The organism is Alteromonas mediterranea DE (assembly GCF_000020585.3).
In the GTDB taxonomy this organism is placed as follows: Bacteria; Pseudomonadota; Gammaproteobacteria; order Enterobacterales; family Alteromonadaceae; genus Alteromonas; species Alteromonas mediterranea.
The window spans coordinates 4,122,254-4,142,073 of the sequence record NC_011138.3 but is presented as its reverse complement, the minus strand read 5'-3'; the positions used below and the strand labels follow the sequence as shown (position 1 = coordinate 4,142,073).

At 45.0% G+C, this 19,820-nt stretch carries 24 protein-coding genes; 16 read left to right on the top strand and 8 right to left on the bottom strand.

All coding sequences use genetic code 11. The annotated features are described in order from the left end of the window. Positions 1-178: 178 nt before the first annotated feature. On the bottom strand, positions 179-466 hold the full coding sequence (locus MADE_RS18375; RefSeq protein ID WP_012519957.1) for a YebG family protein: 288 nt from the start codon (positions 464-466) through the stop codon (positions 179-181). A 255-nt stretch (positions 467-721) separates the two neighbouring features. On the opposite strand from MADE_RS18375, the gene MADE_RS18370 reads away from it, so the two are divergent. From MADE_RS18370 to MADE_RS18345, 6 genes are all read left to right on the top strand, one after another. Continuing rightward, positions 722-1,948 carry a GAF domain-containing sensor histidine kinase gene (locus MADE_RS18370; RefSeq protein WP_012519956.1) on the top strand — a complete coding sequence of 409 codons (1,227 nt, stop codon included), beginning with the start codon at positions 722-724 and terminating at the stop codon, positions 1,946-1,948. Positions 1,949-2,089: 141 nt separating this feature from the next. After that, positions 2,090-2,491 (top strand): 30S ribosomal protein S6, encoded by a 402-nt coding sequence (rpsF, locus tag MADE_RS18365; protein ID WP_012519955.1) that lies wholly within the window; start codon positions 2,090-2,092, stop codon positions 2,489-2,491. 11 nt (positions 2,492-2,502) lie between these two features. Further along, on the top strand, positions 2,503-2,730 hold the full coding sequence (rpsR, locus tag MADE_RS18360; RefSeq protein WP_012519954.1) for a 30S ribosomal protein S18: 228 nt from the start codon (positions 2,503-2,505) through the stop codon (positions 2,728-2,730). 26 nt (positions 2,731-2,756) lie between these two features. After that, on the top strand, positions 2,757-3,209 hold the full coding sequence (rplI, locus tag MADE_RS18355; RefSeq protein ID WP_012519953.1) for a 50S ribosomal protein L9: 453 nt from the start codon (positions 2,757-2,759) through the stop codon (positions 3,207-3,209). Between the two features lie 350 nt (positions 3,210-3,559). Then, complete coding sequence (locus tag MADE_RS18350; RefSeq protein WP_041912978.1) at positions 3,560-4,612, top strand: MBL fold metallo-hydrolase; 1,053 nt, start codon at positions 3,560-3,562, stop codon at positions 4,610-4,612. 86 nt (positions 4,613-4,698) lie between these two features. Further along, entirely contained in the window at positions 4,699-5,139 is a 441-nt protein-coding gene (locus MADE_RS18345) for a hypothetical protein (RefSeq protein ID WP_020744473.1), read from the top strand. On the opposite strand, the gene MADE_RS18340 is transcribed toward MADE_RS18345, so the two are convergent. Next, the gene (locus MADE_RS18340) at positions 5,126-5,770 is read right to left on the bottom strand and encodes an MOSC domain-containing protein (protein ID WP_012519950.1); all 645 of its coding nucleotides are present in this window, start codon (positions 5,768-5,770) and stop codon (positions 5,126-5,128) included. The genes MADE_RS18345 and MADE_RS18340 overlap by 14 nt on opposite strands. Before the next feature lie 112 nt (positions 5,771-5,882). Here MADE_RS18340 and MADE_RS18335 point away from each other — a divergent pair, with 112 nt between their 5' ends. The 5 genes from MADE_RS18335 (at position 5,883) to dnaB (ending at position 10,228) form a co-directional block, all read left to right on the top strand. Further along, positions 5,883-6,458 carry an RNA polymerase sigma factor gene (locus tag MADE_RS18335; RefSeq protein WP_012519949.1) on the top strand — a complete coding sequence of 192 codons (576 nt, stop codon included), beginning with the start codon at positions 5,883-5,885 and terminating at the stop codon, positions 6,456-6,458. Continuing rightward, positions 6,451-6,963 (top strand): hypothetical protein, encoded by a 513-nt coding sequence (locus MADE_RS18330; protein WP_012519948.1) that lies wholly within the window; start codon positions 6,451-6,453, stop codon positions 6,961-6,963. The genes MADE_RS18335 and MADE_RS18330 overlap by 8 nt, the downstream gene beginning before the upstream one ends. Positions 6,964-6,976: 13 nt before the next feature. Further along, entirely contained in the window at positions 6,977-7,990 is a 1,014-nt protein-coding gene (locus MADE_RS18325; RefSeq protein WP_012519947.1) for a DUF4097 family beta strand repeat-containing protein, read from the top strand. Positions 7,991-8,256: 266 nt separating this feature from the next. Further along, the gene (locus MADE_RS18320) at positions 8,257-8,727 is read left to right on the top strand and encodes a hypothetical protein (RefSeq protein WP_015068366.1); all 471 of its coding nucleotides are present in this window, start codon (positions 8,257-8,259) and stop codon (positions 8,725-8,727) included. 115 nt (positions 8,728-8,842) lie between these two features. Further along, entirely contained in the window at positions 8,843-10,228 is a 1,386-nt protein-coding gene (gene dnaB / locus MADE_RS18315; protein WP_015068365.1) for a replicative DNA helicase, read from the top strand. 151 nt (positions 10,229-10,379) lie between these two features. On the opposite strand, the gene MADE_RS18310 is transcribed toward dnaB, so the two are convergent. The 5 genes from MADE_RS18310 to MADE_RS18290 form a co-directional block, all read right to left on the bottom strand. Continuing rightward, positions 10,380-11,576, bottom strand: a complete 1,197-nt coding sequence (locus MADE_RS18310) for an OmpA family protein (RefSeq protein ID WP_020744472.1) — start codon at positions 11,574-11,576, stop codon at positions 10,380-10,382. 101 nt (positions 11,577-11,677) lie between these two features. Beyond that, positions 11,678-12,115: a secondary thiamine-phosphate synthase enzyme YjbQ gene (locus tag MADE_RS18305; protein WP_015068363.1), complete on the bottom strand. Its 438-nt coding sequence runs from the start codon at positions 12,113-12,115 to the stop codon at positions 11,678-11,680. Further along, the gene (locus tag MADE_RS18300) at positions 12,105-12,569 is read right to left on the bottom strand and encodes a chemotaxis protein CheX (protein ID WP_015068362.1); all 465 of its coding nucleotides are present in this window, start codon (positions 12,567-12,569) and stop codon (positions 12,105-12,107) included. The genes MADE_RS18305 and MADE_RS18300 overlap by 11 nt, the downstream gene beginning before the upstream one ends. Next, positions 12,559-13,032, bottom strand: coding sequence for a transcriptional repressor (locus tag MADE_RS18295; protein ID WP_015068361.1), 474 nt, complete (start codon positions 13,030-13,032; stop codon positions 12,559-12,561). Before MADE_RS18295 ends, MADE_RS18300 begins: the two co-directional genes overlap by 11 nt. Positions 13,033-13,067: 35 nt before the next feature. Then, the gene (locus MADE_RS18290) at positions 13,068-13,532 is read right to left on the bottom strand and encodes an Rsd/AlgQ family anti-sigma factor (RefSeq protein ID WP_015068360.1); all 465 of its coding nucleotides are present in this window, start codon (positions 13,530-13,532) and stop codon (positions 13,068-13,070) included. A 163-nt stretch (positions 13,533-13,695) separates the two neighbouring features. Between MADE_RS18290 and nudC the strand changes: the two genes are divergently transcribed. The 3 genes from nudC (at position 13,696) to MADE_RS18275 (ending at position 16,569) form a co-directional block, all read left to right on the top strand. Continuing rightward, positions 13,696-14,529 carry an NAD(+) diphosphatase gene (gene nudC / locus MADE_RS18285; RefSeq protein WP_015068359.1) on the top strand — a complete coding sequence of 278 codons (834 nt, stop codon included), beginning with the start codon at positions 13,696-13,698 and terminating at the stop codon, positions 14,527-14,529. Between the two features lie 279 nt (positions 14,530-14,808). Continuing rightward, positions 14,809-15,900 (top strand): uroporphyrinogen decarboxylase, encoded by a 1,092-nt coding sequence (gene hemE / locus MADE_RS18280; protein WP_015068358.1) that lies wholly within the window; start codon positions 14,809-14,811, stop codon positions 15,898-15,900. A 24-nt stretch (positions 15,901-15,924) separates the two neighbouring features. Continuing rightward, positions 15,925-16,569, top strand: a complete 645-nt coding sequence (locus MADE_RS18275) for a hypothetical protein (RefSeq protein WP_023559966.1) — start codon at positions 15,925-15,927, stop codon at positions 16,567-16,569. A gap of 43 nt (positions 16,570-16,612) precedes the next feature. Here MADE_RS18275 and queG read toward each other — a convergent pair whose 3' ends face one another. Further along, positions 16,613-17,755, bottom strand: a complete 1,143-nt coding sequence (queG, locus tag MADE_RS18270; protein ID WP_015068356.1) for a tRNA epoxyqueuosine(34) reductase QueG — start codon at positions 17,753-17,755, stop codon at positions 16,613-16,615. Positions 17,756-17,761: 6 nt separating this feature from the next. On the opposite strand from queG, the gene MADE_RS18265 reads away from it, so the two are divergent. Next, complete coding sequence (locus tag MADE_RS18265) at positions 17,762-19,261, top strand: bifunctional ADP-dependent NAD(P)H-hydrate dehydratase/NAD(P)H-hydrate epimerase (protein ID WP_020744471.1); 1,500 nt, start codon at positions 17,762-17,764, stop codon at positions 19,259-19,261. A gap of 74 nt (positions 19,262-19,335) precedes the next feature. Continuing rightward, entirely contained in the window at positions 19,336-19,818 is a 483-nt protein-coding gene (tsaE, locus tag MADE_RS18260; RefSeq protein WP_015068354.1) for a tRNA (adenosine(37)-N6)-threonylcarbamoyltransferase complex ATPase subunit type 1 TsaE, read from the top strand. Positions 19,819-19,820: the final 2 nt, after the last annotated feature.

The window sequence follows — 19,820 nt, the reverse complement described above, 5'->3', positions numbered from 1 at the left end:
CTTTGTTGTTATATATTGCAAAAGCAAACGATGCGCTCACTTGTACTAAAAGCAAGTTACCGCTTTGAAGTAATGCTATCAAATCACAATTGTATCAAATAGCATTTGGGCAAAGCGGCGCTTGCTCTTGTTATTTGCTCATTATAACGACGTGTTAGGCAAGTTAGCTTAAGGAATGTTAGCCATTAGCTTGAAGCTTTACCACTTCGGCGCTCTCATCTTCTAACACGCTTTCTGCCGTTGCGCCTTTAAAGATTTTGCTAATTTTATCTTTGTTCTTCGACAGCATAATAGTGAGCTCTTCCACAGTGCTATCGTCTAATTTGATACCTTTAGCCTGAATGTAATCAGCTAAGTTGTCTGCTGCATCGAGCATTTTGTCGTACTGATCAGCCTCTTTTTTATCGGTAGTTACCAATTTCTCTACCCCTTTGTGCGTAACAACATATTGTGTGGTAATGGCCATGGTAGGTCCCCCATTAGTTAAAGACATAAAAACTGTACAGCATTTAACTGTATAAATAAACAGTATTAAGGGGAATGTTTAGGTTAAATTTAGTCCGAAGGTAGCGTATTATACTTTAGTCTAGGCTGTGTGAACTTGTCACATTTACACGTTACGCTTCAGAATGCTTATGTAAGCTGAGGAAATTAAGTATATAGGGGCGGGCTTGAATCTTGACCGTATTCCATAAAAAGGACTTCTTTAAAGGTAATGGCAATGAACGAAGCAATTCAGCGCGATATTCAAGCTATAAACGCAATTGAAGCAATACCGCATATTATGGAAATCTTAGCCAGTACGCTTCGTTTACGGTTTATCTGTGTAGCCAGAGTAACTGAAGAGGCGTGGACTATGTGCTCAGTATTAGACAATGCTGAGTTTGGGCTGTCGCCTGGCGATGAATTAGAAATAGAAACCACATTTTGTCGAACGGTTCGGGCAAACAGAAAAGAAATTGTCATCAATCATGCGTCTGCAGATAATGAATATCGTGAAAACCCTATTCCTATTATGTACGGGTTTGAAAGCTATTTCTCCTATCCTCTTTACGATGCGAAAGGTGAATTCTTTGGCACATTATGTGGGCTAGACCCTGAGCCCCGTGAGCTGCGAACCGAGGCGGTTCACGGCCAAGTCAGTGCTTTTGCGAAACTGATATCCAATCAAATATTGTTGAACGATCATATTGAGCAAACGCTTACGCAGCTTAGTGACGCAAAAAATATGGCTCGTCTGCAAGAGCAGTATATCGCCATTCTAGGCCACGATATCCGCACGCCTCTGTCTTCTATTCAAATTGGTATAAGCTTTCTAGATGACCTAATCAAAGACAGTGAGGTTGCAAGTACGGTACAAGTACCGGTTTTTAAAGCGGTATCTCGCATGAAAAATAGCGTGCAGAGAATGTCGCGCTTGATAGAAGATACGATGGATTTTACGCACACCAGAGTAGGGCAGGGCTTACCGGTCAAATTAGCAGTATCTAATAACCTTAGTCAGCAGATAAATTATACCGTAGAAGAGTTGGCCACCGCTTACCCCAAAAGCTCAATACGTATTCATGTTGATATAACGCGCCCGTTAATTTGTGATGACAAACGGATTTGCCAATTACTATCTAACCTATTAAAAAACGCGTTAATTCATGGCGATATGTCATACCCTGTTTACGTGAAGGTTCTAACCAATAGCAACGATTTCATTCTTAGTGTACAAAACAGCGGCACGCCCATTTCTGATGAATCTAAGGCTCGTTTATTTCAACCGTTTTGGCGTAAAGAAAGCAATAGGCAGAATGAAGGTTTAGGATTAGGTTTATTTATAGCGTCAGAGATAGCAAAAGCCCACAAGGGTACGTTGGGGGTTAATTCTGACTACAATGGTACGGAATTCACGCTGCGTTTCCCCTTGCAAACCGTTTCTTCAAATATTTTCGAAAGCTAAGCCTGAAAACGCACTGGTTGATTAACACTTGTGCAATTGCGCCAGTGCACGTATAATGCGCGCCCTTACAGCCAACCTAACTCGTTCCTTGTCTCCATACAGTCGGCTGTACTGTCGAGGCTACAACCGTAAGGAGCTATAATGCGTCATTACGAAATCGTATTTATGGTTCACCCTGATCAGAGTGAACAAGTACCTGGTATGATCGAGCGTTATACTACAATTCTTAAGCAAGACGGTGGTCAAGTTCATCGTTTAGAAGATTGGGGCCGTCGTCAACTGGCTTACCCAATTGAAAAGCTGCACAAAGCCCACTACGTACTAATCAACGCTGAAGCGACTGCAGAAGCTGTTGACGAACTGGAAAATGCTTTCCGTTTCAACGACGTGATCCTACGTAACATGGTAATGCGCACTAAGACTGCTGTGACTGAGCCTTCTCCAATGATGAAAGAAGAGCCTCGTCGTGAGCGTCGTGACGATTCTGCACCTCGCCAAGAACGCGCAGAAAAGAAAACTGAAACCACTGAAGACAACGCTTAAGGAGATCACCCATGGCTCGTTTTTTCAGACGTCGTAAGTTCTGCCGTTTCACTGCAGAAGGTGTGACTGAGATTGATTACAAAGATATCGCTACTCTTAAGAACTACATCACTGAGAGCGGTAAAATTGTCCCTAGCCGTATTACTGGTACAAGCGCAAAATATCAGCGTCAGCTGTCTTCTGCGATCAAGCGCGCACGTTTTCTTGCGTTGCTTCCGTACACTGATTCACACAAGTAATTTGGCGAATATAAGGGTTAGCTAAGATGAATATCATCCTACTAGATAAAATCGCCAACCTTGGCGGCCTGGGCGACCAAGTGACTGTTAAGTCTGGTTACGCTCGTAACTTCCTTTTCCCACAGGGTAAAGCGGTTCCTGCAACTAAAGACAACGTTGAAAAGTTCGAAGCACGTCGTGCTGAACTTGAAGCGAAGATCGCTGAGCAACTAGCTGCTGCAAACGCACGCGCTGAAAAAGTTGCTGAGCTTGCTGAAGTTACAATCGCAGCTCCTGCTGGTGACGAAGGTAAACTATTTGGCTCTGTTGGTACTCGTGACATCGCTGATGCAATCACTGCAGCTGGCGTTGAAGTACAAAAAGCAGAAGTTAAACTACCTACTGGTACTCTTCGTGAGACTGGTGAGTATGACATCGACTTACAACTTCACTCTGACGTTATCACTTCAATTAAAGTGATCATCATTGCTGAAGCGTAATCGCTGACGTATTTGAAAAAAGCCGCTCTTCGAGCGGCTTTTTTTTGGCCTAAATTTCATGTCGAGTATCTTGTTGCTTAAAAATAAGGGTAAAGCGAAAGTATATTGGTAGACAATTTTAAAAGTGCTTTCTGCAAATCAACTATCTAAATAGACAAGTCGTCACTACTCACTCTTCCACTCAATTACACTCAACGATACCTTCTTATTGGCTTGTTACAAATAATGGGTGGTGAATTGCAACTTACTGTTTAGACTGTGGACTTCCGTCACAAAGCTTTTATGAGCGAAGAATTAAGGGACTAAAGCACGTGAAGCAGTATATCGCCATCTTTTTTATATCAATCTGCATGCTAGCTGGGTGTGCAACACCTAATCGAATAACAAGAGTTGATGATAGCAATGCGATAGTCGTTTACACCGATGAAAGCGGGTACGAGGATAGATTTAGTAATATGTACGACAGCTTCATGGCTTATCCTGTCACGTGTACTGAAGATTGCTACCCAGCGTCTGCCGATATTGAATGTGAAAGCGACATGCAAAATTGTCAGTTCGTTGGCAACAACCCGACAGTGAACTCGCACACCGGCTTTAACGTTACCTGGTTAGGGCACGCTAGTTTTTTACTTAACACCGCAAGTGGTGAGCAAATACTTATCGACCCTGTGTTTGGGCAGTTTGATTGGCCCGTTAATTGGGCTTTTCGATTGGCGGAGGGGTTCAGCCGCAACGAACCCGCTGAGGTAGGTGAAGACAAACTCGCACAAACCGATGCTGTGGTTTATTCTCATATACACTATGATCATTTTAATAAAGCCGATATTGCCGAATTAGGCACAAAGCCCGAGTATCTTGTTCCGTTAGGTTTCGCAGAGCACTTCCCTAATAGAGGCTATACGATTAAAGAGATGGCGTGGTATACGAGTAAAAAAACCGGCAAAACCGCTATACATTTTGTGCCCGCTCATCACTTCAGTAACCGGATTTGGGTGCCCTATTTATACGAGGATGACAATGCAACATTGTGGGGCGGTTGGGTCTTTGAACATGAAGGGAATACTTTGTTCTTTGCGGGGGATACAGGGTATTCACCACATTTCAAAGATATTAAAGCCCGCTTTGGTGACATAGATGTTTGCCTGTTACCCATAGCGTCTTATTTCAGCGAAACCTCACCTAAATGGTATCGCAAGGTTCACACCACGCCAGAGGACGCTATTGTTGCTTCCCAAGACCTTGGCTGTAAAGTCGTCGTGCCTTGGGGCTTTGGAAATGCTAGTTGGATGATGGGAGATAAAACCTCGCATTCTGCGCTATTTCGATTGATGAAAATGAAGCAACAGCTAAATACAACAATACCGTGGGTTATTCTAAATGAAGGCGGGCAGGTGTCTTTTTAACAGTTCACAAGATAATCTTGCGTAGCTCTAACGGAGTGGTTATTCTTTAATCTAATAAGGAATGCTTTTATATTCAGGGGTTGAATTTGTTAAAGTTTAGAACTGCGGCGTTAATTGTGTTTTCGGTGACTTTATGCGCCTACGCTGGGATTTTTATACACTTTTCTAGCCAAAACCCTACCCGTGCGCCTGCGCCTTTCACTGCATGCTTAGACAATTGCACTATGAACCTAGAGTACCGAGTGTCTAAAAACTATCAGCGCACCATGGTGAAAAATACACTCAACCAAATTTTCACATCCTACGTTGAGGCAGATGTGGGATATTATCTTGATTGTCACGAAAAAAGCTGCAGGCTTTGGGTGTATGTAAACACGCCTTCAAAATTAGAGCCCATTCTCTACCGCTTAGAGAATGAACTATCACCAATATTGGACACAGATTCGCACTATCACATTGATAACGAAGATAATGAAAGGTACTCCTTATATACCTATAGTCCAAAGCACTCGACTAACGCGCCTTAAGCACGATTTTCGCGCACTTCTCACGCCATTCATCATCCAGAACAGTGAGTTGAGCCAGCTTTCCAGCGAGTGCTTTGTCGGCTTTGGTGTGAGCACACTGCATTAAAGTGTGAATGTTAACGGTGTCGTCTTCACGGTGAAGCAACGTTACCTCGTCACCCACGTGAATAGCCCCTGTTTTAATAACACGGTAGTACCAACCAGTAATACCGCGCTCGCCCACAAATCTGTCTAAATTCGGAATGTTAAAACGCTGAGAAATCTTACTGCAAGGTGCCCGAGGCGCACTGACTTGTAACTCAACGTCGCCAAATTTCCAGATATCGCCGATATAAACGGTGGCATCGTCCATGCCCTCTACACTTATATTTTCGCCAATACTTCCTAATGAGAAGTCGCCCTCAGGGAAATGTTTTCTTAATGTAAGATAATTGGTTGGGTTGAATTGATGCAGTACCTTTTCAGGTCCTCCGTGAAGGCGTGTATTAGCTTGTTGGTCTTCATTGGTTCGATCTATGTGAACCGTAAGCGAGTTAACCGGGCTTTTGACAATGCTGCTTGGGGCTCCGCGAGGGCCCAGTGGCTTTGGCTTTCCGGCAAATAAGGCGTCAACACTAAAGGTAGGCAACATGGTCTCTCCCCAAAAATATTTTTGTCTATTTAAACCTTTCTACTATAGGGTACGACTAACCTTATAACACTAACAAGTGCTAATCGGCACCACGAATAACAAAGAGAAAATAATGGAACACACACAACAACGTGTTGTACACGCCAATGTGGTGTTCGGTAACAAAAGCGAAAATGAGCTGATATTAAAAGCGAAAAGTGGCGATAAACACGCGTTTAGAGCACTTTACGATGAGCATATTGGGCGCGTATACGCATTGTGTTATCGGCTTACCGGTGAAAAAGGGATGGCAGAAGATGCCGCGCAAGAGGTCTTCATTCAGCTTTGGAGAAAACTGAATAACTTTGATGGGCAAAGTCAGTTTTCTACGTGGCTGCACAGCGTAACCGCAAACATCACTATTTCTTACATGCGCAAGCAAAAGGGCTGGGTGCAACGCATGTTCAATTTAGAGAGTAGCGGTATCAGTGAGATGACAGCACAAAGCAGCAGTACTGACATAGATTTAGAAGCATTGGTTATTCGCTTTCCCGAAAGGGCAAGAATGGTGTTCGTACTGCACGCCCTTGAAGGTTACCGCCACGAAGATATTGCAAATATGTTGAATATGGCAGTGGGGTCGAGCAAGGCGCAGTTTTTCCGTGCCAAGCAATTATTGAAAGGCTTTATGGGAGTCGATGATGAGTGATTTTGATCAAAAGCTTACTCAGCATATTTCTGGGTTATCCAAAGAGAAGCAACCCGAGCGGGACCTGTGGCGAGGTGTAGAGCTAGGTATAGCATCGGCTCAAGACACCCCTTCAAGCGATGACGCTTCGTCATCTACGGTTACATCAAGACAGTGGATGGCGATAGCCGCAAGCGTTTGCGTAGTCACGGTATTATGGTTCGCTGCCCCCTTTGCGTTTAACGCTGATGAAAGTCGAAGCGATGGCTATGCGCTGATTGACGCAATGAGCATGCAACAGCAGCAACAAGTAAACAGTCTGCTAGCAAGCTATCAAAGTACGCCTGCGCTTACCCAGGACTGGCAGGAGCAGTTAAAAGAATTAGACGATGCCGCAGATGTTATTAAAGCGGCGTTGAAAGACGATCCAGATAACTCAGCATTAATCAAAATGCTGCATCATGTATATCAACAACAAATTGCCTTAATTGAGCGAGTGCACGCGCCAAAGTGGCAGCAAATTTAATAAGGGCTTTAAGATGAATATAAATATGAAAAATACATTATCGGAAACATTTACGCACATGTTCAACGCGTCTATTGGAGCTAAGCTTGCACTGGCTACTACACTGCTAAGTTTTGCCACAGCAGCGTTTGCAGGCGAAAAAGTTGATAAAACTATCGATACATCGTCATCGCCTAAAGTCGATATTGAGCACATAGACGGGAAGGCTGATATCCGCGTGTGGGATAAACCTCAGGTACGGGTGACGGGCGAACTTGGCGATCAAACGGAAGAGTTTATTTTTGAAAAACGCGGCGATGTGGTCGTTATTCACGTAGAGGTAGAGCGCCACTCAAAGAGTTGGTACCAGAAAGGTCGAGATGGAGATGACCTAATTATTTACGTGCCGGCGGCGAGCGACCTTCACTACACTGCAGTGAATGCAGATATAAATGCCAAAGGAATAACCAAAGCGGTAGATGTAGAGGTCGTAAACGGCGACGTTACCCTTGAAAACATTGGTGAACGCGTTGAGGTTGAGTCTGTAAATGGCGATATTGTGTTAAAGAACGTTAGAGGTCGGCTAGAAGCAGGAACGGTTAACGGTGATATTGAAGCTACGCACGAAGGAAGCACGCCGGTAAGTTTTACATCTGTGAATGGTAAGCTTGATATCGCATCGAGTAGCCCGGACTTGTCAGTAGAAACGGTGAATGGACGAATTGACCTCTCTTTGCAAGATGTTGATAGCCTTCAAATAAATACGGTTAATGGGCGTACCTTTGCGAAATTGGGGCTGAATGCAAATGGCAGTATTAAAGCGAATTCGGTTGGTGGGGCAATGGAGTTCGTTTTCCAAAAGGGAGTATCAGTACAGTTTGATATCGAGACTCACGCAGGCGGTAATATTGTGAATAATATTAGCGATGAAAAAGCACAAAAGCCTAAGTACGGACCTGGAAGCTGGCTGCGCTTTATTCATAACGGTGGTGATGCAAACGTAGACATTTCTACAGTACATGGCCGCATAGAAATAGACCAAAAATGAATAAGCTATAGATAGTCTGATTGAAGCTTTAGCTTGAAAAAAGCAATTTAGTCCATATTTCTTAATCATAAGAAGTAGTGATAGTAGAAAAGCTGCGCGAAGACGCAGCTTTTTTATGTCGGCGCCAATTGGCGATGTTTGGACGTTTAATCAGAACGATAAGGAAACGAGAAAGCGCGATATTCACGCGACGTTAAGTGAACCTTTTAGAGAGCTGTTACGTTAAACTAGCTGATTTTTATAATGTTTTTAATATGGAGATAAACTTGAGTATTGTTGGACACGTCAAAAGGTTTTGGCGCTTTCATAGCTTAATCATTGGCGCGTTTGGGATATGCGCGTTCACATTAGGCTGCGCTGTTCAAGAACCTGCGTACTACGAAGGTACTTGGGTGGTTACCAAAGCTTACAACGTAGGTGTTTCTGCGCACTCGTCATCTGAGTCGGAGCAATTTTTAGGGCGCTCGGTAACGTACGCATCCGATTCCGCTAAGCTGGATCAGGCGCTTTGTGCCTCACCCGTCTATTCGTCAAAAGAAATAAGCGGCGAAGAATTTCACACAGCATTTAAGGTCTCCCCATCTTCATTAGGCTTTAGCGACGATAGCGTGACCGAGGTAAGCTTATCTTGTGCAGAAGAAACGGCAAACATGGGGGCTACTATTTTATTCCAGGAAAATAGCCAAGCGTATACGTTAGTAGACGGCACATTTTTAAAGCTAGAAAAAACCCTTTAAGCACTGTCGCCTTTTTAGGCTTTTAAGAGAAAAGACCCGCTTCCTTTGTTGAGAGATCAGCGTTAAAAGCGCATAATATCCAACTGACTTTTGTGCATTGGTATAGGTTTCGCTTGTGGCGTCTGCGTCTAAAAACGACAATAATGTCGAAAAATTGAAGGTTCCACCTCATAGTATAGAGGCTGAGCAGTCCGTTTTAGGCAGTATGCTCATCGACCCAGAAAGCTGGGATAAGGTTGCCGAGCTCGTTACCGATAACGATTTTTACAATCGTTCACACCAAATTATCTTCCGGGCTATCACTCGCTTACTTAACAGTAGCCAGCCTATAGACCTTATTACCGTGTCTGAAGAGCTTGAAAAGCATGACGAGCTTGAAGATGCTGGTGGCTTTGCTTATCTAGGCGAACTCGCGAAAAATACCCCAAGCTCTGCAAACGTGGTGTCGTACGCGCAAATTATTAGCGAACGCGCTATTACTCGCGAGCTTATTGGTGTAGCCCATGAAATTGCTGAAGTAGGGTATAACCCAGAAGGCAGGGATAGTGCCGATATACTCGACCTTGCTGAAAGTAAAGTCTTTGAAATTGCCGAGCGTCGAACCGGTGAGAACGAAGGCCCTCGAGACGTCGAGTCTGTGCTAGGAAAGACAATTGATCGTCTTGAAGAGTTAGTTAAAACCAATAAAGAGGTTACCGGTGTAACAACGGGCTTTACTGACTTGGATAAAATGACCAGTGGTATGCAGCCATCGGACCTAATCATTGTAGCGGCCCGTCCATCGATGGGTAAAACAACGTTCGCCATGAACTTGATTGAAAACGCGATGATGGCAGAAGAAAAGCCGGTACTTGTTTTCAGTCTGGAGATGCCCTCGGAACAAATCATGATGCGTATGTTGGCTTCATTAAGCCGCGTCGATCAAACCAAAATTCGTACCGCTCAGTTGGATGACGAAGACTGGGCCCGCATTTCTAATACCATGGCGATGCTAAAAGACAAAGATAGTTTATTTGTCGATGATTCTTCCGGCCTAACGCCTATGGATGTGCGAAGCCGAGCCCGTAAACTCGCACGAGAGCGCGGTGGTATTAGTCTTATCATGGTGGATTACCTTCAGTTAATGCGTGTGCCTTCTCTTAGCGATAACCGTACGCTAGAAATTGCGGAGATTTCACGCTCACTGAAAGCACTGGCTAAAGAGCTAGAAGTGCCGGTTGTGGCACTTTCTCAGCTTAACCGTACGCTAGAGCAACGTGCCGATAAACGCCCAGTTAACTCTGACCTTCGTGAATCCGGTTCAATTGAGCAGGATGCCGACCTTATTATGTTTATCTACCGTGATGAGGTATATCACGAAAACAGTGAATATAAAGGCATTGCGGAAATTATTATCGGTAAACAGCGTAACGGCCCTATCGGTACTTGTCGCTTAACCTTCCAAGGCCAGTTTTCACGCTTTGATAACTACGCGGGTCCCGCGATAGCCGACGACTACTAACCTTTTCTCTCTAGCGGTTAGTCTCTATGTTAGCTAGCAAATCACATGTAATAAGTAAGGTTTGTCCGTCGCAGTACTGATACCGCTAGTCAAAAAATACAGACACAAAAAAGGCGCCGTTCGGCGCCTTTCTCAATTCATATCAAATGAATTATTTCTCTTCAGGTACTTTAACCGTGTCTTTAACTGTCACTGAAATGCGACGGTTTACACGATGAGCTTCGGCGTTGTTACCTTCGTCAAGAAGACGAGTTTCGCCGTAACCGATTGTATCTAAGCGAGAAGAATCGATACCATACATGTCTACCATTACTTCTTTGAAGTTAGCAGCACGACGGTCAGAAAGGTCCATGTTGTATGCTTCAGAACCTGGTGCAGAAGTGTGACCTTCAATTACCGCAGTGGTTGAAGGATACTGCTTCATGAACTCAGCAAATTCTGAAATTTCTGGATCTTTAGGCATTTTAACAACAGCACTTTCGTTGTCGAAAAGAACGCGTAGTGTAATTTCTACTGTCTCTTCGTCAAATACTGTACAGCCTTTAGCGTCTACTTTAACACCAGCAGCAGTATCTGGGCACATGTCTTTGCTATCTACAACGCCATCGTTGTCTGCATCTTTAATTGCACAGCCAGTAGCGTCTACTTTAGTGCCTGCAGGTGTATTAGGACATTGGTCAACACTGTTTAGTACACCATCGTTGTCATTGTCTACGCTACAGCCAGTTGCATCAACACGAACACCTGCTGGTGTCATTGGGCACTGGTCTTTACCGTCTACAACACCATCGTTGTCGCTGTCTTTAGGCGCTGAAGGCGTTGATTTACCGAATGGTACTGCAATACCTAACTTGATGCTGTAGTCGTTGTAGTCTTCACCAAAGTCGTGGTAAGCCGCGATTTCAGTTACTAGCTTAACATCTTCATGTATGTCCCAGTGTTTACCGATACCAATGTTACCTAGTGTTGTTGACTCACCTACTGCTTGGCGTTTAACACCACCAAATACGAACCATGCGTCGTCAGGCATGAAATATAGCGCATCTACGCCAACCATTTCACCGCTTTCGTCGCCGCCGCCTACGTAGTCAAGATCAAGTGCTGTAAATTCAACACGTGCTGCCCAGCTTTGAGTGAAACGGAAACCGTATTCAAAAGCTACGCCGCGACCGTCATCATAAACACCGTCTTCAGTTAAAGAAAGTGGACGAGAGTCGTCAGTGTTGTAGTACATGCCAGATAGACCAAACCAGTTTTTGTACTCTGGCTCAGAAGAATCTTGTGCGAACGCACTGGTTGAAGAAAGCACAGCAAGAGATAGCGCTGCCATTTTAAAGTGTCGTTTCATAGTCACATCCTGTTTAACGTTGAGTGATTATCGATTTTTGATAATTTTATATCGTGCTTAACGTGAAATGTTAGCACAAACTATGCCATTTATAATATGGGTTAGGCTGCGATCCCTTGTAATGTGGCAATAATTGTTCGTCTTCCACCATGATCTCGGTGTTCACCGAGCATGATACCCTGCCATGTGCCAAGCGCAAGTGCGCCTTGTTGGACAGGAATAGTAAGCTGACACCCTAGTATACTCGATTTTAGGTGAGCTGGCATATCATCTTTACCTTCATAAGTATGCCTGAAAAAAGAAAGCTCTTCCTTTACACTATGGTTGAAGAAAGCCTCCATATCTTGTCGAACAGTAGGGTCGGCATTTTCATTAATGGTTAAGCTCGCACTGGTGTGCTGAAGAAATAAATGTAAAAGCCCAACTTCCACACGACGAATACCAGGTAGCGCGGCTTCCACTTGTTGTGTGATTAAGTGGAAACCTCTGGGATAGCTGTCGAGTGTAATTTTTTCAGACTGCCAGAAATTATTTATCAAAACAGATTTCCAAGTGCGCGAGCCCTTCATCGCACATGAAAGGCAGAATAATTTTTGCACCGTCTACTTGGTGGCTTATCGTGTGTTGCTTTCCCGACACGACAATAGGCGTGGCCATGCCGAACTCATAACCGCGTTCAGCAAGGTCCCGTTTTGCGTTACCGCAAATCATGTTGGTGACCTCGCCCACCATATCGCCCACTTCTGCGTCGAGTTTCTCAGGGCGTTCTCCTACCATTCTTTCCATAATGGTAAGGGCTAGCGACTCATCAAAAGTAATAGACATTGAGCCCCGTACGTCAGGACCTACCATGCCAATCAAGCCAGAGACATCGCCTTTGGCAATATCGCTCTGCTTACGTTTCGGCTTTCCCGGCGTTAGCTTGGTTTGTGCCATGGTTTCAAGCACATTTAACAGCCCACCAATAAACGGGTTCACAAAATCAGCATTCATTTACACTCTCCTGGGCAGCGTGATCTTCCGTTTGTTGACAATCGGCGCACAATCCATGGGCCTCAATAGTTTGTTTCGATACTTTGAAGCCATGCTGCTGAGCTTGACTCTCTAGTGTGTCTTGTAATCCTTCAGACTGTATCTCAGCTACGTCGCCGCAGCTATCACAAATTAAGAACTGAACGGGGTGGTTACAACCAAAATGGTAGCAGGCTACAAAAGCGTTAGTAGACTCCAGCCGATGAATAAACCCAAAGTCGAGTAGGAAGTCGAGGGCGCGATAGACTGTCGCTGGTTTGGCACTAGATTCTGTTTCTTTTAAAGAGTCGAGAAGTTCATAAGCACCCATGGGGCCGTGCTTTGAAACAAGAATTTCGTATACTTTCTCTCGAAGCGGAGTAAATCTGGCGCCGCGTTGTTCGCAGTACGCTCGTGCCTTATGAATAAGTGTGGTTTTGTTCATTGATAATAACCGTAAACTCGACTTTCATTGTTATATTAAAGCGTTACTTCTGGATCACGTTTATTTGTGTGTACATGAGCAATTAACTCATCTTCCAAGGCAAAGCGCTCTTCTAATGTTTCACCGAGCTGAGCTAATGCAGCGTCAAACCCAGCGGCCTGCTCAGGTGTTACTGCTTGCGCAAACGTATCATTAAATGCGAGTGCTGCGTCGGTGGTTTTTGTCAATTTGGGGTAAAGCTTATCTTTTAAATCAAGGCCTTCGTCGTCGTCTTCTACGAGAATATCGAAAACTTCAAAGTGCCCTGCAGACAGATAATCGAGTAGTGCGCTGCAAAAATTAGCAATCTCATCGGCATCGGGTAAAGATTCGCTCTGCTTGTTGATGCCAGCTAGTTCACAGAACGAGACCAATAATGCCTGTCTGTCCATCAACCAGCGGTCAACTACTTGGCTTTTTCCACCCCATCTGGATTTAACGCTTTCTAACTGTTGCAACATTTCGATGTGCTACCTGTTTAGCGACAATAAGCTTCAGTATAACACTGTGCACTAGTGACACAAATTTTGCGCGAAAAAGTTCGTTGTTAAAACACGGCGTTGCAGACCAAGACTGTGCGTATATAGTGTACTATGGTTCGCAAGAAGACAGGAGTATTGTGCAATGATGATAAAGTTAGATGAAATGAAATTAACCTCACAGCAAGCTATGTGGGTGGTATTTAGTCGCGGTAAAATCGTGATCCAAGAATCATCTGAGTCTATTCCTGTCGCCTATTTAAGTGAAATTCCTTTTCTTGCTTCTTATATAGATGATATTCATCAGTTGCCGCCGCTTAATGAGACCGCGCAGCGTGATATGCCTGTTTTTGTCGTTGATTTAGGGGCCGAGCATATTGAAGAGCCTGGCTGGGAGCGCGTGTCGTTGCGACAGCTTCTTTTTGCAGATTACGAAAATGCTTTTTCGGTAATTGGTAGAGCTTGGCAGTACATTCACTTTCTGCGTACCCATCAATTTTGCGGTCAATGCGGCGCAAAAACAGAACGAGTTGATTGGGAAATGGCCATGCACTGTCACCGCTGCCAGCATCGCAGCTATCCGAGAGTATCGCCGTGTATTATTGTTTCTATTCACAATAATGAGAAAATTCTTTTGGCCAAAGGCGTTCGCCACCGCGAGTCTAATATGTACTCAACCTTAGCTGGCTTCGTTGAAAGTGGAGAGAGTCTTGAGCAAGCGGTACATCGGGAAGTGTTTGAAGAAGTAGGCGTAGAGGTTAAAAACCTGCGTTACTACAGCAGTCAGCCGTGGCCGTTCCCACACTCTTTGATGGTAGGCTTTATTGCTGAATATGAAAGGGGGGAGATTCGTTGTCAGGAAAACGAGATAGACGATGCACAGTGGTTTGATATCAACGATCTTCCTACTATTCCACCGAAGATATCCATTGCCGGGCAGTTAATAGCAGAAACCGTGTCGCTGATCACAGACAAATAAAAAACCCTGCCGAGGCAGGGTTTCAATACGTTTAGCACGGTCCCATTTAGGGCTTCTTTTCTTTAACGTGTCTATTATTAGCAAACACTTACTTTAAGTGCAAGCGTCTTTTTCAAGATATGTTCGTCTTTAATTATCGACACTTGAACTAACGGTAGTGGCGCATTGCGCTGAATTGTCGATTAAACGTCGATTTTTTAATACAGGTTTTAGCGCACCTTTTAGATAATGCTGGTATACTTCGGCGCTCTATTATCTTCAGTTATTCAGGTGAGTTATATGTCGCAAAATGTCCCCAGTGTTGATAAACCCGCGTTAAAGAACGATCGCTATTTACGTGCGTTACTTAAACAGCCGGTAGATGTCACACCTGTATGGATGATGCGACAAGCTGGGCGTTATCTTCCTGAATACAAAGCAACTCGCGCGGTGGCGGGTGATTTCATGTCGCTTTGTAAAAATGCTGAACTTGCGTGTGAAGTTACGCTTCAACCTTTGCGTCGTTTTCCCCTTGATGCAGCCATTCTTTTTTCTGATATTTTGACTATTCCCGATGCCATGGGACTAGGTCTTTACTTCGAAACGGGTGAAGGCCCGCGCTTTAAGAATCCTATCACCTGCAAAGCTGATGTAGACAAAATTGGTCTTCCAGATCCAGAAGGCGAATTACAGTATGTAATGAACGCGGTTAGAACTATTCGTCGCGAACTGAAAGGTGAGGTGCCACTAATCGGGTTCTCGGGAAGTCCATGGACGCTCGCAACCTACATGATTGAAGGTGGCTCTAGTAAAGCATTCACTAAAATTAAAAAGATGGCCTTTGCTGAGCCTGCCACGCTTCATGCGCTATTAGCAAAGCTCGCCGATTCGGTTACCGAGTACCTTAACGCACAAATTGCGGCAGGTGCGCAATCGGTCATGGTCTTTGATACATGGGGTGGCGTTTTATCACCTCGCGATTACAAAGAATTCTCGCTTCAATATATGGAGCGTATTGTAAGTGGTCTAACTCGTGAAAATGAAGGCCGCAAAGTGCCAGTAACACTGTTTACTAAAAACGGTGGCATGTGGCTAGAGTCTATCGCAGCAACAGGCTGTGATGCAGTTGGCTTAGATTGGACTATCGATATCAAAGAAGCCCGTGCACGTATTGGTGATAAGGTGGCGCTACAAGGCAATATGGACCCGTCTATGTTATATGCACAGCCTCAAAGAATAGAGCAAGAAGTGGCTTCAATTCTAGAGGGTTACGGCGAAGGCAGTGGTCATGTATTTAACTTAGGACACGGCATCCACTTAGATGTTCCGCCTGAGAATGCCGGCGTATTCGTAAATGCAGTTCACGAATTAAGTAAGCAATATCACAAATAAGCAAACCGTAATAAAGGAAGCTTAATGAAAACGTGGCTTGTGATATTGCTAATAGCGTTTGCGTTAATAGCAGGGTATAAATTCTCTGGCTATCAACATCAACTTAGCGAATCCAATGCAGATAAGGCGCGACTAACCACAGTGTTAGCGCGCTCTCGCGCCACGGAAACGAGCGAGCTGAAAGTTATTAAGCCAGCCGCTAAACTGGCTACGGGAAACACAACAACCGGCAACACAGCAGCGGACAAAAGTAAAGACAGCCAACTTGCACAAAGCCAAGCTAGAGAGGCAATGCAAGCAGGGAAAAGTGATTCCTCCTCAAAAGCGCCCGCTGCTTTCTACGCAGAAACTGAAGGCTCGCTTGCTACGTTTTTTGCCCTCCCCCCAAACAATGAGCTTTTTGTTTTAAACTCGGTAACGTGCCGCGGCGGCCTTTGCGAAGTTGTCGGTGAGTACGATGGTTCTGAAACGGAACTCTTTTTAGTTATCAAAGCTCTTGAGCAAGAGCCATGGTGGCAATTCGGTTCGCCTATTGTCTCTACTCAATTAGCCCAGCGCGGTTTGAAGCTTAACGTTTCTTTTGCCGCTCAGCATCAGCCTAACGCTAATTTGAAGTACAAAGAAAATATGCAGGCAGAGCTGAAGCAAAAGGTCGCTTCGGCCGGTTAAAGCGGTTGCCTTCCTTGTAGAGCTTTGATGCGTAATACGTCAATTATGCGTCCCTCGGCAAACCTTTCTCAATCACTCGAATGAGTCGCTGCTGCTGTCGGTTTTGTGCTTCATAGGCCGCCTGTTTTTTTTGTTGTTGCTGCAATGCCCAATCGATGTGTCTGTCTACCAACTCACTCACCGTGCCATGTCTTTCTTTTAACAGCTTAATACTTTCTTCGTTGTAAGGCGCGTTACCGAGTGCAACAGCAATATTACGCTGCCATTTTTGATAGCCTATACGCCTTATCGGTGAGCCTTCGGTGTTTTGTAAAAAGGTTTCCTCTGACCAACTAAATAATGTATTTAAGCTTTGGCCATGAAGCACTGTTCTAGGGTGGAAGTCTTCCTCTTCGGTAATGTTAGCAAACCGATTCCAAGGGCACACTAGCTGACAATCATCACAGCCGTATATGCGGTTGCCCATCAAGGGTCTGAGTTCTTCTGGTATGTCTTTATCAGACTCGATAGTAAGGTACGAAATACATTTACGTCCGTCTACCTTGTAAGGCTCGACAATAGCGTTAGTGGGGCAAATAGTTAAACAGGCTGTGCAGCTACCGCAGCCTTCTTCAATTGGCGAGTCCACAGGGAGCGGCACATTGATAAAAAGCTCTCCTAGAAAGAACCACGAGCCCGCGTCTTTATTGAGCGTAAGACTATGTTTGCCGGTCCACCCTATACCGGCTTTTTCAGCGATAGCATGCTCTAGTACGGGGGCGGAATCTACAAAAGGGCGGTACTGAGTATCTGCAAGTGAAGCGGTAATTTTCTCACCTAGCTGTTTTAATCGTTTTCTTAACACCTTGTGATAATCGCGGCCTAGTGCATAGCGGCTAATATAGCCAATGTGGGGCGCTTTTAAATGTTGAGCGAACGACGCATCAGGAGGAAGGTAGTTCATGCGAACACTGATAACTCTTAACGTGCCAGGCACTAACTCAGCGGGCCGAGCACGCTTCATTCCATGGCTTTCCATATAAGCCATGTCACCGTGATACCCCTTGTCTAACCAGGCTTGAAGGTGGGCTTCATGCTGATGTAGATCAATATCACTGATGCCAACCTGCTGAAAGCCTAGCGCTGTACCCCAAGCCTTGATATTGTTGGTTAATTCACGAAGGTCGATAGAATTAATTTCGGACATTTGCTTATGCTAGATACTCAATTAACGTCAAGTTTATCATACAATCTATTTCGGGCCGATCAGGTTAGAGAAAATGAAGCGCAAGCTGCTGCAGACTCTGGCTGCGATATGTTTACTTTGATGCAACGGGCAGGGGACGTAGTATTTAAGCAATGCTTAGAGCTGATGCCAAATTCGGATACCTATTTAGTATTGGTAGGCCAAGGAAACAACGCCGGAGACGGCTATATTGCAGCAATTAACGCCAAACTTGCGGGTAAGCAAGTTCATCTTTGTGCGGTAGAGCCACAGCGTACGCTTGAAGGGGATGCCGGTACGGCGCAGCAGCGCTGGCTTGACTCGGGAGGCAGTATTGATGGTTTCGAACCTGCTTTATTAGAAAAAGCGGATGTAGTGATAGACGCTCTTCTTGGCACGGGTATCAATAGTTATATCCGCAACGAATTTGCCGATGTTATTGATGCGGTGAACGCATCAGCAACCCCCGTTGTGAGTGTGGATGTGCCTTCTGGCTTAGATGCTAATACCGGGCAGAGTTTGGGCCGGTGTGTACAGGCTGATGTTACGGTGACCTTTGTAGGTATCAAGCCAGGGCTTGTCACAGGTGCAGGTAAACAGTCTTGCGGCAAGCTGGTTTATGCCGACTTGGGTATTGGCAAAGCGTTTCAGGCGCTTGCGAAGGCGAGTGCAACCATGCTCAACATTGAGCACTTCAAAGGCATGGGGCCGCGCGATATAAATAGCCACAAGGGAACCTACGGAAGACTATTGTGCATTGGTGGTAACCGCGGTACAGCAGGCGCTATCCGCCTAGCCAGTGAAGCGGCGTTGCGAAGTGGTGCGGGTATGGTTCGCGTGTATACCCATGAATCGTCGGTCGTTCAGGTTAGTGCAGGGCGCCCCGAGTTGATGGTGACTGACTATAATTTGGAAGATGCGCTCGCGTGGGCAACCTGTGTGGTTATCGGGCCAGGTTTAGGTCAAGATGAATGGGCTGAAACCGTCTTTGAAACCACAATGAAGCACTGTCAAAGCAAAAATAAGCCGGTTGTTATCGATGCCGACGCGTTAAATTTACTGTGTAAGCAGTCGACGGCTTATACATTGTCAGACAGTATCCTTACCCCTCATTCAGGTGAAGCCGCGCGCTTACTGGGTGTTTCTATCGATGACGTAGAAAGCGACCGGTTTAACTATGCAAGGCAGTGTTCACAGCGTTACCACGCCGTCTGCGTGCTAAAAGGGGCGGGTACGCTTATTGATAACGAAAAGAAAACCTGGGTTTGCCGTCATGGTAATCCGGGGATGGCTACCGCGGGAAGTGGAGATGTGTTAAGTGGCATTTTAGGGGCATTGCTCGCTCAAGGTGTAGAAACAGATATTGCTGCAAAATACGGCGTAGTGCTGCACGCGAAAGCGGGAGATGATATTGCCCAACTCTATGGTCAACGTGGTATGATAGCGAGCGATTTGTTTGACGCAGTACGTGCATTAATAAACCACTAGTTAGCGTGGTTTTGTCTTAAACGGGCAGGCATCTACTGTGTTTTTCGGCTTACAATTACTGTGGAATATTGTTGATGTCTTACCCGCACACCTCTTTTTTTGCTAATGAATTAGACGATACCGCGCAGCTTGCCAAAGACTTAGCGCAAGCCGTTTCAAGTCAACTCCCGGCTCACGCCGTTATTTACCTAAATGGCGATTTAGGTGCAGGTAAAACCACGTTTAGCCGCTATTTTATTCAATCTTTAGGTCATTCAGGCAGCGTTAAAAGTCCAACGTATACATTGGTTGAACCTTATGAGTTGGATGACGTCAATATTTATCACTTTGACCTATATCGCTTAGCCGACCCTGAAGAGCTCGAGTTTATGGGTATTAGAGACTATTTTGGTTCTGGTGCCATTGCGCTTATCGAATGGTCTGAAAAAGGCGGGGAATACTTGGCAACGCCTGACTTAGTGATTAGTATAAATATTACTCCATCTGGAAGGCAGTTCAGTCTGGACGCTAAAAGTGTACACGGTGCAAAGATACTCCAGCAGTGCAAGCGCGTATAGCG